The organism is Synechococcus sp. PCC 6717 (assembly GCF_022698185.1).
GTDB lineage: Bacteria > Cyanobacteriota > Cyanobacteriia > Thermosynechococcales > Thermosynechococcaceae > Thermosynechococcus > Thermosynechococcus lividus.
This window is the reverse complement of record NZ_JAKLTV010000026.1, coordinates 1-14910: the sequence shown is the minus strand read 5'-3', so window position 1 is coordinate 14910 and position 14910 is coordinate 1. Positions and strand designations below refer to the sequence as shown.

At 54.0% G+C, this 14910-nt stretch carries 9 protein-coding genes and 1 pseudogene; 3 read left to right on the top strand and 7 right to left on the bottom strand.

Features of this window, described 5'->3' with window-relative positions; genetic code table 11:
* Window positions 1-201: 201 nt before the first annotated feature.
* A complete protein-coding gene (locus L5470_RS10490) occupies window positions 202-1941 on the bottom strand; it encodes an Rqc2 family fibronectin-binding protein (RefSeq protein ID WP_499499892.1) in 1740 nt (579 codons plus the stop codon).
* Window positions 1942-2056: 115 nt separating this feature from the next.
* A pseudogene (locus L5470_RS10485) lies at window positions 2057-2185 on the bottom strand (IS630 transposase-related protein); the annotation flags it as partial.
* 571 nt (window positions 2186-2756) lie between these two features.
* Here L5470_RS10485 and L5470_RS10480 point away from each other — a divergent pair.
* Genes L5470_RS10480 through ald form a run of 3 tightly spaced genes read left to right on the top strand, consistent with a single transcriptional unit; the run spans window position 2757 to window position 7691 of the window.
* Entirely contained in the window at window positions 2757-5738 is a 2982-nt protein-coding gene (locus tag L5470_RS10480; protein ID WP_499499890.1) for an ABC transporter ATP-binding protein/permease, read from the top strand.
* Complete coding sequence (gene pheA / locus L5470_RS10475; protein ID WP_099797905.1) at window positions 5735-6595, top strand: prephenate dehydratase; 861 nt, start codon at window positions 5735-5737, stop codon at window positions 6593-6595. The genes L5470_RS10480 and pheA overlap by 4 nt, the downstream gene beginning before the upstream one ends.
* A 4-nt stretch (window positions 6596-6599) precedes the next feature.
* A complete protein-coding gene (gene ald, locus L5470_RS10470; RefSeq protein WP_499499888.1) occupies window positions 6600-7691 on the top strand; it encodes an alanine dehydrogenase in 1092 nt (363 codons plus the stop codon).
* Between the two features lie 247 nt (window positions 7692-7938).
* Here ald and L5470_RS10465 read toward each other — a convergent pair whose 3' ends face one another.
* The 5 genes from L5470_RS10465 to L5470_RS10445 form a co-directional block, all read right to left on the bottom strand.
* A complete protein-coding gene (locus L5470_RS10465; RefSeq protein WP_499499886.1) occupies window positions 7939-10296 on the bottom strand; it encodes a CHAT domain-containing protein in 2358 nt (785 codons plus the stop codon).
* Between the two features lie 38 nt (window positions 10297-10334).
* A complete protein-coding gene (locus L5470_RS10460; protein WP_499499884.1) occupies window positions 10335-11705 on the bottom strand; it encodes a DUF1822 family protein in 1371 nt (456 codons plus the stop codon).
* 21 nt (window positions 11706-11726) lie between these two features.
* Complete coding sequence (locus L5470_RS10455) at window positions 11727-12929, bottom strand: sigma-70 family RNA polymerase sigma factor (protein WP_499499882.1); 1203 nt, start codon at window positions 12927-12929, stop codon at window positions 11727-11729.
* Between the two features lie 277 nt (window positions 12930-13206).
* Window positions 13207-13551 (bottom strand): hypothetical protein, encoded by a 345-nt coding sequence (locus tag L5470_RS10450; RefSeq protein ID WP_099797894.1) that lies wholly within the window; start codon window positions 13549-13551, stop codon window positions 13207-13209.
* A 4-nt stretch (window positions 13552-13555) separates the two neighbouring features.
* Complete coding sequence (locus L5470_RS10445) at window positions 13556-14323, bottom strand: type II toxin-antitoxin system HicA family toxin (RefSeq protein ID WP_499499880.1); 768 nt, start codon at window positions 14321-14323, stop codon at window positions 13556-13558.
* Between the last annotated feature and the right edge of the window lie 587 nt (window positions 14324-14910).

The following is a 14910-nucleotide window of genomic DNA, read 5'->3' as shown; positions in this document are numbered from 1 at the left end:
AAGCATCTTGGGAATGGAGTGGCTCAACGGTACCTTTGGGCAAAAGGGAACCACCTCGCAAGAGGGAACGCTTGGGGAGAGATGCACCTCTGCTTTTGATGGGCAACCTGATGAAGTAAGTGCGCTCGCAGAACCAAGAACAAGAATCCCCTGCCTTTAGGCAGGGGAGTATGTCAACCGTCAGGAGATTGCTTAATGCAGTCAGCCTAGGATATCCCTATCCCTGTCCTTCACGACAGTGGAGGATGACAAGTGGTGAGGCACCCCCCACACAACGGTGGCCTGATCATAAATCACCATTCCGGGGCTGGCGCCCTTCGGTTTTTGCACATGTTTACGCAGGGTATAGACCACGGGAACTTGGGCGCTTTCCCGCGCTTGGCTGTGGTAAGCAGCAATATCCGCTGCCGCCTGAATATCTCTTTCGCTAGGTAAGTCCCCAGCTTCAAGACGCAGAATCACATGGCTGCCTGGAATTTCTTGGCTGTGAAACCACCAGTCATAGGGACTGGCCACCCGTAACGTCAAGTCATCGTTCTGGCGATTATTGCGCCCCACAAAAACGGTATAGCCGCTGGGGGTAGTGTAGCGCAGGTACGGGCTAGGGGTTTGGGGTGGACGGTAGTAGGTGGGGCATTTGAGATACCCCTGCTGAATAAGTTCATCGCGAATTTCGTCTAGCAGATCAAGAGTGTGGGCGGCATCCAAGGTGGTCTGGACTTGATCAAGGTAGGCGAGTTCGGCCTGTGCTGCGGCTAACAGGGGGGTGAGGTGTTGCTGGGCACGTTTGAGTTTTTGGTGCTGTTTGTACAAGTCTTGGGCAGTTTGGATAGCAGTTTTTTCAGGAGATAGGGGGATGGTGATGGGGGTATTGGTCTCAAAGTCGGTGACGGTGAGCGACTGCATTCCAGGCTGCCATAGGTAACCATAGGCCATGAGGAGATCGGCGACATAGCGGTGGCGATCGCCCTCGGTAGCCTCGGCTAAACGACGCTGAAACTCCTGAACCTTGGCTAATACTTTTTGACGATGCTGCTGCACAGTCTGGCGCAGTTGCTGCTGTAACTGTTGGGTCTCTTGCTGGGCAAGGGCTTGACCATAGTAGGTGGCTAACAGCTCATGGAGTGGCACGGCATGAGCCACCGTCTGGTTGAGGGCAGGGGTGACCCGATAGCCCCGAGGGGTTACCTGAGGCACAAAGCGCTGCTGCTGCAAACACTCTAGCCAATGCTGCCAGTGCTCAAAGAGATGATGCCACTGTTGAGCGGTTAACTCATGGGTGTGTAGGGTATGGTGTATGCCCGCATCCTCAAGTAGATGTTGAACAAGGGCAGGACTGAGGCCGCGGTAGGCCTTTAGGAGTTGTTGCCGTACCGCTCCCGGAATGAGACTGACTTGGCTTTGCCAGTGCTCAAAGGAATCCTCAACCGTGGGGATAGCGGCTGTCAGCGGCGGCGGCGGGACGTAGGGGGCACCGGTGAGAATGGGGCGAAGACGAGATTGGTGAGCACTGACTTGATGCGCCGCCGTAATAATCTCCCCAGCAGTGTTGACCAGAATCACATTGCTGTACTTGCCCATGATTTCCACATAAAGGTGCCACTGAATCGGGTCCTGGGGGCGTTGGGCAAACTGCAAGTCCACAACCCGCTCCCAGTCATGGAGCAAGTCAATCTTCACTAAGGCCAAGCGGCTGAGTTGATGGTGCAGTTGCTGACTAAAGGTGAAGGTATCGGGTTGGCGAGGGGGTGGCGGTTCAAAGCAAATCCGCGCTGCTTGGGGATGCCAACTCAGTGTTAACCAGTACTGCTGCTTGAGAGTGCGCAGAGCAAGGGCAAGGGTGTGGCGATCGCGCTGATAAACCGTTTCTAGTCGTGCGGGTAACGTGCCCTGTAAACTAGTACAGATGGCACGCAGGGTAGTGAGATCAACAGGTTGCACAGCCAACACTCCAAAATACCAATGCTGCGCCTTTTCGTTGAGTTCTGACGTTCTTTAGGGGCGAACTACCGCTCATCATCGCTACGGGATAGATAAACGGCTGCCTTGTTAAATCCCGTTGAACCCATTGATAAGTGGTTCTCTGACCCCTCTTGAACCAACTTGTTACTTGGTGGATGGATGTTCCACCTGCTTGAGAAGCTGCCACAACCCTGAGCCGTAAATCTAATGAATGCCTTGGCATGGGCTGCTCTACCTTAATCTGTAAGCACTGCATTTCCTATATTAGCTTAATAGCCTTTAGTGGGTTACGAGGGGGTAGTACCCACCTTACAGTAGTTTCCGCAACGATATGGGACAATTCTTACAGAAGCAATATTCTGAGATGTTGAAGAACTACTTTGCTCACTGCTGCTGTACCAGTTAGTGATGCAGACCGCTGTAAAAGTATCTTATTACACAATTTTCACCACCGTTTCGGAAGAACCAAGATGTACTCTGGCATGAGTCGCACTTTGTGGCTCCTTGTGGTGGCGTAACGGTTTCCATGCTGAAGCGATATAGTGAGAGCCAGACTGCACCTGACTCGTACCATAGGAGTTGGTTCATCTGCGGGGCATCGAACCCCTTGATGAACGCGCTTTCATCCCGATGCTCACCTGACCCTTTGGGACGTGAGCTACAGGTAGAGCGCGGGGCGTCCCGCTTAGGTGGCTAAAACAGCGCCGCTCGATAGTGAGGTGCTCCCCTGTGAGTTGGCCAACACGGTGCCAAAATATAGGAAATTCTCAACAACATCACCTATATGGCTTTTTATGGCTTCGCCAATCCTTGAACTTCAGGCCGCTGATGGTACGACGCAACAGATTCAACTGGGGAGCGATCGCCTCGTTATCGGCACCGATCCCCAAAACCACGTCATCCTTGTGGGGGAGGGGATCTCCCGCCACCATGCAGCCATTCTCCCCAGCGACGGGGGATACACTATTGCCGACTTGGGCAGTGTCAGCGGCACCGTTGTCAATGGGGTAAAGCTGCGTCCCCGCACGCCGGCGGTACTCAAGGAGGGCGATCGCATCCAAATTGGCAACTTCCAGATCATCTTTTCCCCGGCGGCCGTGGCCACCACCGCGCTACCGGGCACGGTGGTGATGGGGGCACCCAGCACGCCAATTTTGCAAGTGGCAACTCCCCAGTGGCTGCAAGAGTTTCCCCTCCTCAAGGACGAACTGATTTTAGGGCGGGATCCACAAGCGGATATTGCCATTGACTATCATTTTGTTTCCTTTCACCATGCCAAGCTCGTGCGCAGCGGCGAGCACTACAAAATCACTGATCTAGGAAGTAAAAACGGCCTGCACTGGCGCGGTGCCACGGTGAGCGAGCACCTTCTGAGTCCGGGGGATGTGCTCCATATTGGGGAATCCCTGCGACTGACCTATTTGCTCATGCCTGCCACCCAAGTGGTTGAGCATACGCGCCCCCTGCAACTGCGCGATCGCCAGACCATTCGTATTGGTCGAGATCCTGCCAACGATATGGTTTTAGATCATCCGGTGGTCTCGCGGTTCCATGCCCGCCTCTACCTAGAGGATGGCCAGTGGCACATTATGGATTTAGAGTCGGCCAATGGCACCTACGTTAACAATCGCCGCCTTGACCCCCGCAAACCCTACCCCTTGCCCACCGGCGCACTGATTCGCATTGGCCCCTATAGTTCGGTGTTTACGCCGGATGAAACCATTGTTCCCCACAACGACAGTGGCAACCTCCGCCTCGATGCCATTCACCTTAGTAAAACCACCCCAAAGGGAGCAAAGCTGTTGCAGGATATTTCCCTGTCGATTTTGCCCCGGGAGTTTGTGGCGATTGTCGGCGGTAGTGGGGCAGGCAAATCCACCCTTCTGGATGCCCTCAATGGCTTTCGCCCGGCCACTGGCGGCACCGTACTGGTGAATGGCTATGACCTGTACCGTTACTTTGGCACCTATCGCACCCAAATTGGCTATGTCCCTCAAGATGACATTATTCATTCCGAACTGACGGTGACCCAAGCCTTGGACTATGCGGCACGTCTGCGACTACCAGCAGACTTTACAGAAAAAGAGCGCCAAGAGCAGGTGCGTCGAGTGCTCTCAGAATTGGAGTTGACCGCCCGCCGACACGTGCTCGTCAAACAGTTGAGTGGGGGGCAGCGCAAGCGGGTTTCCATTGGGGTTGAATTACTCACCCGCCCCAGCCTCTTTTTCCTTGATGAGGCCACCTCCGGCCTCGATCCGGGAACAGAAACTCAAATGATGCGCCTACTGCGGCAACTGGCTGACCAAGGGCGGACGATTTTACTGATTACCCATGCCACCAAGAATGTGATGCTCTGCGATTTGGTAGTGTTTTTGGCGCGGGGCGGGCACCTTGCCTACTTTGGCCCACCGGATCAGGCGCTTAGTTACTTTGATGTGCAAGACTTTGACGAAATTTATCTAAAAATTGACAGCGAACCCAACCCCGAACTGTGGCAGCAACGGTATCGTCAGTCCCACCTCTATCAAACCTATGTGGCCGATCGCCAACGTCCCCTCAACATCGATACCGCTGCAACGCGGCAGGTCCAGCAACAGCGGCAAGTACCCACGGTTCCTCAGGTGGCACCATGGCGACAGTGGTGGATTCTGACCCAGCGCAACTTAGCCATTGTGCGCCAGGATAAAGCGGCGCTAATTCTAATGCTATCCTTAGCCCCTCTGCTGGGTGCCTTGGATTTTGTCCTCTGGAAACCCACCATCTTGGATCCAGAGCAGGGGGATGCCGGGCTGGCCTTTACGATGGCGTTTGTCACTGTCCTGATTGCCGTGATGGTAGGCAGCTTGGCAACGATGCGCGAGATTGTCAAAGAAGTGGAAATCTATCGCCGCGAGCGGATGGTGGGGCTAGGATTGTGGCCCTATATCCTTTCTAAACTTGCACCGGCTGCTGTGTTAGCCCTTTACCAAGCGGCGGTTTTTCTGGGGATCAAGGTCATGGCAGTGCGCATGAGCCTGGGTTGGGGGGCGATCGCTGGCCTATACCTGACGTTATTCCTCGCCACCTTTGGCGGGATGGTGATGGGCTTGTTAGTCTCTGCCCTCTCGCCAACGCAAACGGTGGCTCCTTTACTCACTATTTTGTTTTTAGTGCCCCAGATTACCTTTGCGGGCGCCATTATTCCCCTGAAGGATTTGGGGGTGGTGGGCAATTTTCTCAGCGATGTCACCCTGACCCGCTGGAGCTATGCCAATGTGGTCTCCCTCATGGGGTTTGGCCGGGATGTGGCTGCTGATCACTGTTGGCAGCAACCTAAGGCGCAACGGGAGAAACTGAGTGCTGCTGTCTTAGAAACCTGTCCTTGCTTTGATGACAATCTCTTTAGTCGCTGTAATTTTCCGGGGGTGCGCAAAGAGTACCACCCTGCCGTTGATGAGCCGGAACCCCCCCAGCCCCCAGAGCCGGGCGATGCGCCAGGGTTACCCAACTCGATCGTTGATTTTGACCAAGCCTATCGGGATCGGGTTGAAGCCTACAACCAGAAAGTGAAGGACTATCAGGCGGCTATGGATCGCTGGCAAGATCAGTTTGCTGAGTGGAAAGAAAACCGGGGGCGGGCGATCGCCAGTGGTGAAGCCCTGATTGATCGCTTTTGGAGCTTACAGAGGCAGACGTTTACGGCCAATGTTCTCGTCAATAACCTGCGCCTAGGCGGTATTATTGCCGTAATGCTGGGGTTGGTGGGGTGGTTTCAAAAACGCAAGGATATTCTGTGACGCAACGGCAACGACTCGGCTATTTAGGCCCAGTGGGTACCTACAGTGAAGAAGCGGCTCAGCGCTATGCCCAGTGGCAGCAGGGTGAGCCCATAGACTTGGTACCCTTCTCGACCATTGCTGGCTGCCTAGAGGCGCTGGCGATCGCCCAGTTGGATCTGGCGCTGGTGCCCAGTGAAAACTCCGTTGAGGGGAGTGTCAATAGTACGCTAGATTCCCTCTGGCGCTTAGATAAACTGCACATCCAGTACGCCTTTGACCTGCCCATTCTCCATGCCTTTGTGGCGCAGACCCCTCGGCTTGAGGAGATTCGTACTGTCTATTCCCACCCCCAAGCCCTAGGCCAATGTCAGCGCTGGCTGCAACACATGCTGCCCCATGCCCAGCAGTGTCCGGTCGCCTCTACCGCCGATGGCTTGCAGTACGTGGCGCAATCGGCTACCGTGGGGGCGATCGCCTCGGTTCGGGCTGCCCAATTGCATCAACTGCCCATTGTGGCCACCAACATTCAAGACCTAGCGGACAACTGCACCCGCTTTTGGGTGGTTAGCCGTCAACAGGGCAATGGCTGGCCGACCACCAGCAGCACCCACACCTCCATTGCCTTTAGCCTCAAGGCCAACCAACCGGGGGCACTGCTCAAGGTTCTGCAACTTTTTAGCGATCGCCAGATTAACCTCAGCCGCATTGAATCTCGCCCCAGTAAGCGCGCCCTCGGAGACTACCTGTTTTTTGTGGATCTTGAAGTCAATGGCCAACCTGCCATCGTCGCTGAGTGCCTGGAAGCCCTTACTGCGGTTACTGATGTACTTAAAATTTTTGGCAGTTACCAATTTTTACCACTAGGAGCGTCCTGATTTCATGCAGATTGGTGTCCCTAAAGAACGCAAAGACCAAGAATTTCGTGTTGGTCTCACGCCGGCGGGGGTGCAAGCCCTACGAGAGCGCGGACATGAGGTTCGTATTGAAACGGGTGCTGGGGTGGGGTCTGGGTTTAGCGATGAGAGCTACCAAGCCGCTGGGGCAACGGTGGTGGAGACCGCTCAACAGGCATGGGATGCAGAGCTAGTCGTCAAGGTCAAGGAACCCCTGCCCTCTGAGTACCGCTACCTGAGATCTGGCCAATACCTGTTTACCTATCTACATTTAGCCGCCAGTCGCGAATTGACCGTGGCACTGGTGCAATCGGGGGTCACCGCCATTGCCTACGAAAGCGTTGAAGAAAATTATCACCATCAACGTAGTTTTCCGCTACTCACCCCCATGAGTATGATTGCTGGGCGCTTGGCGGTACAGTTTGGGGCACGGTTCCTAGAGCGTCCCCAGGGCGGGCGAGGAGTCTTACTCAGCGGCATTCCCGGTGTCTCCCCTGGACGGGTGGTGATTTTAGGGGGTGGCATTGTTGGTACCGAAGCGGCTCGGATGGCGATCGGGCTGGGGGCGCAGGTGAGCATTCTGGATATTAACCTAGAGCGGCTCAAGTATCTTGAAACCCTCTTTGGCGCACGGGTGGAGTACCTCTATAGCACCTCTCATCAAATTGCGGCCTTACTGCCCCACGCAGATCTAGTGATTGGTGCGGTGCTGGTGCCCGGTCAACGTCCGCCCTGTTTAGTGCCAAAGGCGCTCGTACAGACCATGCGCCCGGGAGCCGTGATTGTGGATGTGGCGGTGGATCAAGGGGGGTGCGTAGAAACCCTGCGCCCCACCACCCACTCTGACCCCACCTACACCGCCTTCGGGGTTGTCCACTACGGGGTGCCCAATATGCCCGGTGCCGTGCCGTGGACAGCCACCCAAGCACTGATGAACAGCACGCTGCCCTACATTCTCCGCTTGGCTGATCATGGCGATCGCGCCCTTGACCTGTCTCCTGCCTTAGCCAAGGGGCTAGCCATTCAGCACCATCGGTTAGTGCATCCCGATGTTCGGCAGGTGTTTCCTGACCTTTAACGTCCTCACAGGAGACCCTTGCTCGATAGGCTTTCAGGAAGCCAGCGCAGAGTGTTGACCACCATGGCCAAGGCAATTAGAGTCTCCTATTGAAAATTATTGACATTTTTTCTCATCTGTCTTAGATTGAATATCAGTGTTCTCCTCTCTGAGGAATCGGCAGGCGGGGKCAGTCGTTGAGACGACCCCTTTTTCTTTAAATTCTAAGCATACCCGCGAAGGGAAGGGATTAAGTGCTAGCACTAAATTATTGCAATTCTTTTGCAATTTCCCCAAACAATAAATGTTGGATACAGTACCAGAGAACCGTATAGGGAGCGTGGAGGTAAGGTTCTTGACGAGCTTCCATCGCATGAATTTCCTCCCGCATCCAGCGCACCACTGCCGCACTGAGATAGGGCGCAATGGGATACTTGAGCGCCTTCATGAGGCTAAGTCCCTGATAGAAATCGACTGCATCCTTGATGGCCGTCGCCCTAGTTACGAAAGTTGCAAGGGTTTCGTGGGGTAAGGAATGCTCAGGAGCAATCCGCTGTAAGGCGGCCACTGCCATCAGTAAGGTATCCGTATCGTAGATCTGCTGCCGAATCAGCGTCTCTAGGGTTTGAATGGCTCTGGTGTGACCGGGGTGCACCACACCAAGTGCCCGGCACAGAGCAACCTGATGAGAGTGTACCGTTGCCCAGTCAAGGAAGTGCAGGAGGCGCAACTCCACCTCCGCTAGATGGGCATCGAGGCGCTGGAGGCAACGGCTAGCGGCAATCACATCTTCAAGGGAGGACGAGTGCCGTAGTATGGTCAGTGCTATCTCGGTTGCTTGCTGCGCCAAGGAATCTCCCGCCAAGCCCATAGCTGTTGCAGCAGCAAGGCGCAGGCAGGTTGTCTCCTGAGTGTTGTTTGCTAGTTGGCAGAGGAGTTTTGCTAAAGTACGCCCTTGGGTACTGTTCCAAGCAGTTTGCACCAGTGGCAGCGGCACTTGAACCAAGAACTGGTGTAGCTGCTCCACTAACCTCTGTCTTAGCTCGATGTCTGGCGTTTTTTGCAATAACGCCTGTTCAAACGTTTGCAATGCCTGCTGAAGATGAGCGTCGTTTGGCTGTTGCTGCATGATCAAGATGGCTGCCTGGGTGCGATGTAGCCCGTGCTCCTTAGTAGCTAGGTGTTGGAGGTAGGGGATAGCCCGCTGAGCCGCCACCTGCTCTAGGGTGGCCTCTGCATCGAGTTGCAAGGCGGCAAAGAAAAACCGTAACTGCGGGGACGTTTCAAACGAGCCAAAGGTACGCAGCACACCACAGGCCCAGTGAACAACATTTTGCAGGGACTGCTGATATTGCAGGGACTGGGCTGTTTGGTAGTTGAAATAACTGGTTTCTACCCATGCAAACTCTTGCTGAGCAAGATCGAGCTGTAAGCGGCACCAAAATAGGAGATCTGGGAGCTGGTGCAGGGGCGATGAGCTATCGGGGGAGATAACAATAGTGGTACGGCTGCCCTGTTGGAGGTGTGCCCACGTCAGGGGGCGAGCTTGGGGATGGCGACAAATGAGGGGCAATGACGCTGTTCCGGGTAAGTGTTCCTCGATGTGCACGAGTTCCCGCAGTTGCGATCGCGCCCGTGCCACCGCCGTATAGAGATCGGCACCCCTTTGAAAATTGCTGAGAAAATACTGTAAAAATCGCTGCGCAACAAGATCGGGAATCACTTCCCGCATCCCAATGACGTGGGGAACCCCCAGTTGCACGAGTTGTTGGGCAATATCAATACTTTCACAGGAGTTAAAAATACCAAGCTGTAATCCCTGCTGGGCAGCATACTGAAGGGTGTCGCGGATCTGTTGAATCTCTAGGCGAGAGTCCACATCAATAGCGCCATTCCCACTATGCCCCGCGTAGAACAGAATGTCCCATGGTTCTTGCCACAGGTGGACGAGGTCTCCTAGGCTGGGAGTCACTAAGGAGTGAAGCTCTACATTTGGCAGCGCCCGAAGGGCTGAGAAATCACCGCTGAGGTTCAGACCATGCTCTTTGCCAAAAATGGCTAGGATGCGAACTCTTGGATACTTGTGATGGGGGTTTTGCAAGGGTCGATAAAAGCGCGGCATGAACACCACTTCAAGCTCCAGATGATTGCGAATGCGAAACCACTCATGCCACGGATACCGCCATAGCTCAAGGGTGGGGGTTTGGACGAACAGGTGCCGGGATTCGCCAAAGGGATTAAACAGATAATTAGCCAAGCCAAAGCACGATGAACTGACATCCCCATGACTTGATAGATCATTGACGCGGGTCTCGTTGAGCCAGCGTTGCAGACGCTCGACAAAGATTTGGTATTTTGCTCTTACGTCTTGCAGCAAGTGGGGTAACGGACTAGAAATATTGGTAATTTGGTTCCCCACTGCACCCAAGCGGGTGGCTTTGGCACACTCCCTATAGGCACCCACCCATTCCTCGTAGGCTGTCTTCACTAACTGGAGGGGCTGGAAGACTACTGGAAACACGCCTTGGGCATCCAGTTGGCCTTCTAAACCCAAGAGTAATCGTCCTTCAAAGCTTTGGTCAGCTAGCGGTGGAGTGTCGAGTTCTATACAGACGTGCTGCATCATAGCAATCGGGGAGATGCTTGAGAACAGGAGGAGAATTGTTAAACAACAAAACTCTCTGTGATTCTAGCACCGCCATACTCAAGGATGATGCCAAAGGCTTCGCCGATGTCTCCCCAGAATTTGTACTGCACGGCTTGATCTTCGGCACGGCTGGTTAAGCGGGCAAAGCGATCGCCCGTTTCGGTCACAATTTCTAAACTTAACCCCGCAGGAAGAAACGCATCGGCACTGAGGGGGGTGACCCGCACAAATAAGTGTGCTGAGGTGGCATCCCGTGGTAAAACCGCCATGGTCAGGGCAAGGGTGGTGCCATCTAGGGCAATGCCAAGATCAACTTTGCGCACTTTCCACGAGCCAGCGGTCGGGTCGGGGTCAGTGTGATCATGGAGTAATTCTGCGGCTTGCCAGCGGATATCTTCGCTCGGGGGATGCGTGATCAATGATTTCAGTGCGGCTTTGCTTGCAGGATCGTTGAGGTTGGTTTTAATCTGTCGTAACTGTTGTTGGGCGGCGATCGCCTCGCGAGAGTCGGGGTCAATGCTGGGCAATTCAGCCGCGCGCACATGCCCCAATCGACGATCAAGGCTGGGGGGCAATATGTCTGTCAATTCCTGCCAAGTGGCTTGCAGGCAATCGCGGATTAGGTATTCTCGCGCCCGCAACCACAACCCCAACCGCTGCGGATGACATGCCAAGAAAAGGCTTAAACGGTGTTGTGGCTGGCTCAATAGCTGTGCCCACTGGTCAAGGGAGAGGACGAAGCGCGGTAAGACGATCTCACCGCTGGCGATCGCGTGGATGAGATCTGCCGAGACAAGTTCGGGGTCTGGCAAGGAAAGAGGTCGTGGTTCTTGCGCCGGCAGGGATAGCAGTAGAGCCACATCTTCAACCATTTGCTGGCGATCAATACGGTAGGTGCGCAGCAGTGGATCGTAAGTATCTTTGGCCACCTCACTGGCGTAGGCATAGCCCCAGAGGTTAATCTTGCTTAGCTCTTGATCGGTCAGCACCTGCACGCCAATAAAGTAATCGGGTCGCCATGCCGGAATATCGAGCCACTCCCGAGGAACGACCCATTCCTCTAGATCAGTGATGTCATCGGGCAGAATCACCACTCGCCCCATGGGGGTGTCTAGGGCGCTACCATTAACAAATTCCCAAAAGCAGGGCAATTCAATTTCATCAACGGGTACCTTGGGCTGTGCCTCAATCCCCATGGTGCGAAACCAGTTTCTGACGGCCACGTAGGCGAGTGCATTGAGGTAAACCCGACCGCGACAGTGTGCTCGTGCTGCGTTCTTGATGCGGTTAATCCACTGGCGATCGCTGGCAGCTAGGGCACCTATGTCGATGTGTTCTATCAGAGGTACCTCTGGCAAAAAGGGAAATGAAGCAGAGCGCAGTATCATGGTCATTACCTAAATGAATACTCAAGTCCTACGTAACGGGTAGGCATACGTTGAAGCAACAAACTGGTGTCCCCCTTGCTCAACCCTACAGCAAGATTGACAGGGAGCAACCAGCAAAGGAGTTCTATAGCATCCCTGCAACCATCCATTAATCAGGATGCCCACTTCCCTGAGGGAGGCGCTGCTCGGGGATGGCTGCCCAAACGCTGTGAGTAAGTCTTTTGCGAGGGAGCTTCGCGTCCTCTCAAGCAACCGAGATACCGTATGTTGACCCGGTAGCCCAAGCTGTCTGGCAATCTCCCCTTGGCTGACTTGCTCGCAATAGTACAGACAAACAATGCGGCGCTTGGTGTCGTCAAGGGCAGCTAAGGCTGCTGCAAGGGTTGTTGTAATTTTAAGCAACAACTCCTGCTGTTCTTGGTTGAGCAACGCCTCCCAAGGGGTGGGGCTGGCAGTGGCAACGTCCTCCACCCCCTCTTCTCCTAGGCTGATGCGGTGACCAAGAGGAGTGTGATAATGGCGCAGGGCTTGAATGGCCTGCTGGAGGTACCCCTCAATATCGCGCTCCCCTAGAGGGGGGGATTGGGGCTGAGACTGGGTGTAGGTGCGACTGATCTGTGCCAAGGTCTGGGAATCTGGAGCTACTGAGCCAGTGGTCAACTGCTGCCAGCAGACCACAAGAAAAACAATGAGGCAGCGGTGGCGATCGGGGTAACCACTGAGGGTTAACGCCTGCCTCAGCCGCCTAGTGCTTGCCCTGCGCAACAGCCCCCAATCCGACTGACGCGCACCATAGTAAACCTCATACACCCGGTCATACAGACGCCGAGAAACAAAGCTGAGAAGGTGCCCTTTTGTGGGGTCGAATCCCTGTAGCACCGTGAGGGGGGCTTGCCACAGGAGAGAACACCCTGTTTGGAAATAATCCTCGCGGCTGTAGCCATAGCCATGTCGATGGTCAGCTAATCGCTGCGACACCTGCCACACACACTCCTGTAAGTAGCAGTACAGCACCCTCACCCAATAGCAGGCTTCAGGATGGTGCGGGTCTGTTTGCAACCGATTCAACAGCTGAAGGGCTGTTTGATAGGGAGCGTCTAAGCAGTGTCCCTGTTGTTGCAAGTAGCGTGCCGTCTGCTTATCGCGATACCACTTGGGGCGATCGCCATCTTGCAGGGCAATAAACGTAAACAATTGTTCATTATCGGAACGTAGTAAAGTCATTGGTTGCTCTCTTCCGTTCTCACTCAGGAGTCAACAATTGGCGGAGCTAAACAGTCTGCTATTCAAGCTTTTTAGCTGAGACGCATACCTTATCCCTCTAGTCCTGCTACATGCTTATCCAAGAAATATGCCTCAGCCTATGCAGGTCTCTGCCCCAGAAATGTTCAGAACCTAAGAAATCTGCGTTACTAAACTAGACGACTGACAGAGCGGGAGCACAGCGTTACCATCAGCCTGAGTAGGCTTAGGGCAAGCCTTTAGGGTACTAAAGACCGTATCAGGAACCGCACAGCGGAGCGATCGCTCTTGCTTCTGGCGTTTCGCGAATTGCCAACCCTAAGTGAACCAGTGCTGCCTCCACCGTATTCACCCGCTCTGCCAATGTCTGCCACCCCTTAGCTTTTATGCCATAGCGTTGATAAAAGTACGCCCGGGCAGCTTGAAATGACGGAAACGCTTTTTGCAATTTAGCAGCAGTCCATGGTTGGGAACTGAGCGATCGCCAAGAGTGTTGTCCCCGCTGTTGCCGCTCAGTAATGAGTTCGCTGGTGAGGCTAAGAAGTTCAGCATAATTGCGGCGCGAAGCACCGATAGCCGTTTCAAGATTTTCAATCAGACCCATAACCTTACTCCCGAGGCAATTGAAGAGGGGCAGCAGCTAAGTTGTTAGCGTCAAAAATACGCTTGATATGGTCAATCTGCCGTTGTAGTCGATGCTTGATCCACACTGACCCAGGGATCAGGTTAACAATGCTCTCAAGTTTACCGACATGAAATTGAATCTGTTTGAGCGCAGAGAGAACTTGCTCAAAAAACCACTCTAGCTGCACTCGTTCTTCGGCAAGGGTTTTGACTTTAGCGACTAGTGTTTGGTTATCGTACTCTAGGTTGCTACACAGTTCGAGGGCGGCTTCCTCTGACTCTTGAATTTGCATTTTTAAGCGTTGAATCTCGTCTTGTTGAGCTTGGGCTAGCTCACGATAGAACTCTAATTCTTGCTTGATCCTAAACTCTTGAAACGAACCATTATACGGATTCCCTGCCAAGAGCAGGTCGATTAGCTGTTGGCTATATTGGTGTTCCTTGCGGTTTAGTTCCGTCAAAATCGGTTCTGATAGTTGTTTGAGGAGTTGATGAACAAGTCCTGTCTGTAACTCGTCACCGTCGCCATGGCCAGGAATGCTGATCGTTAGGTTTCCGCGAACTGCTTTTGTGGAGTGCCGACCATTGCCACGGTTGGTAACTTGCCAACCCCACTCCTGTGCTTGATGGATGATATCCTGTTTAGACATCACTCTTGGGTGGGTTCTGAGAATAGCTTGAAAGGTGTCCCGCTGTAGCCTCACAGCCGCTAACTGTGTGAGGAGAGCGTCCTGTTGGTGGTCATCCCTCATATGCTAATGTCCTCAACTAGAGTCCCTTATTCAGGTTTCCTAGGCAGTTTTGGCTCTTATACAGGGCGATCGCCACGTATGAAAAAAATGTTTATCCCCTCCTCTCAGCGTTCCCCGCGTCCCCTCAAGGCTTAGCAGTACTGACGGTACAAGTGCATTTGACTTCTCTCCTCCTTGAAAGAGAGGGGATTCCCAAAGGATGCTACGCAACGGGCTGAAGCCGCGTTGCTTCGCTTTTCCCTTGAGCTGTCACCCACAACTTAATACGGGTGGGGGCAGTCAAAGACCCCCTACCAACTCCGCTCAGACTCAATCCAAGCATCGTCGCTACTTTACGCRGGATGTTGGCAGCGCCATTACAATCCGCGTTGATGTACCAATTCTGAGCAGTCCTGAACAAACCTCGCTTCGTCCGCTTCCCCGATGACTTCCAGCTATCAGGTTTTTCACCGAATGTCGGCAAAAAGTCACCATCCACAAAGGATGCTACGCAACGGGCTGAAGCCGCGTTGCTTCGCTTTTCCCTTGAGCTGTCACCCACAACTTAATACGGGTGGGGGCAGTCAAAGACCCCCTAGATCGGAAGA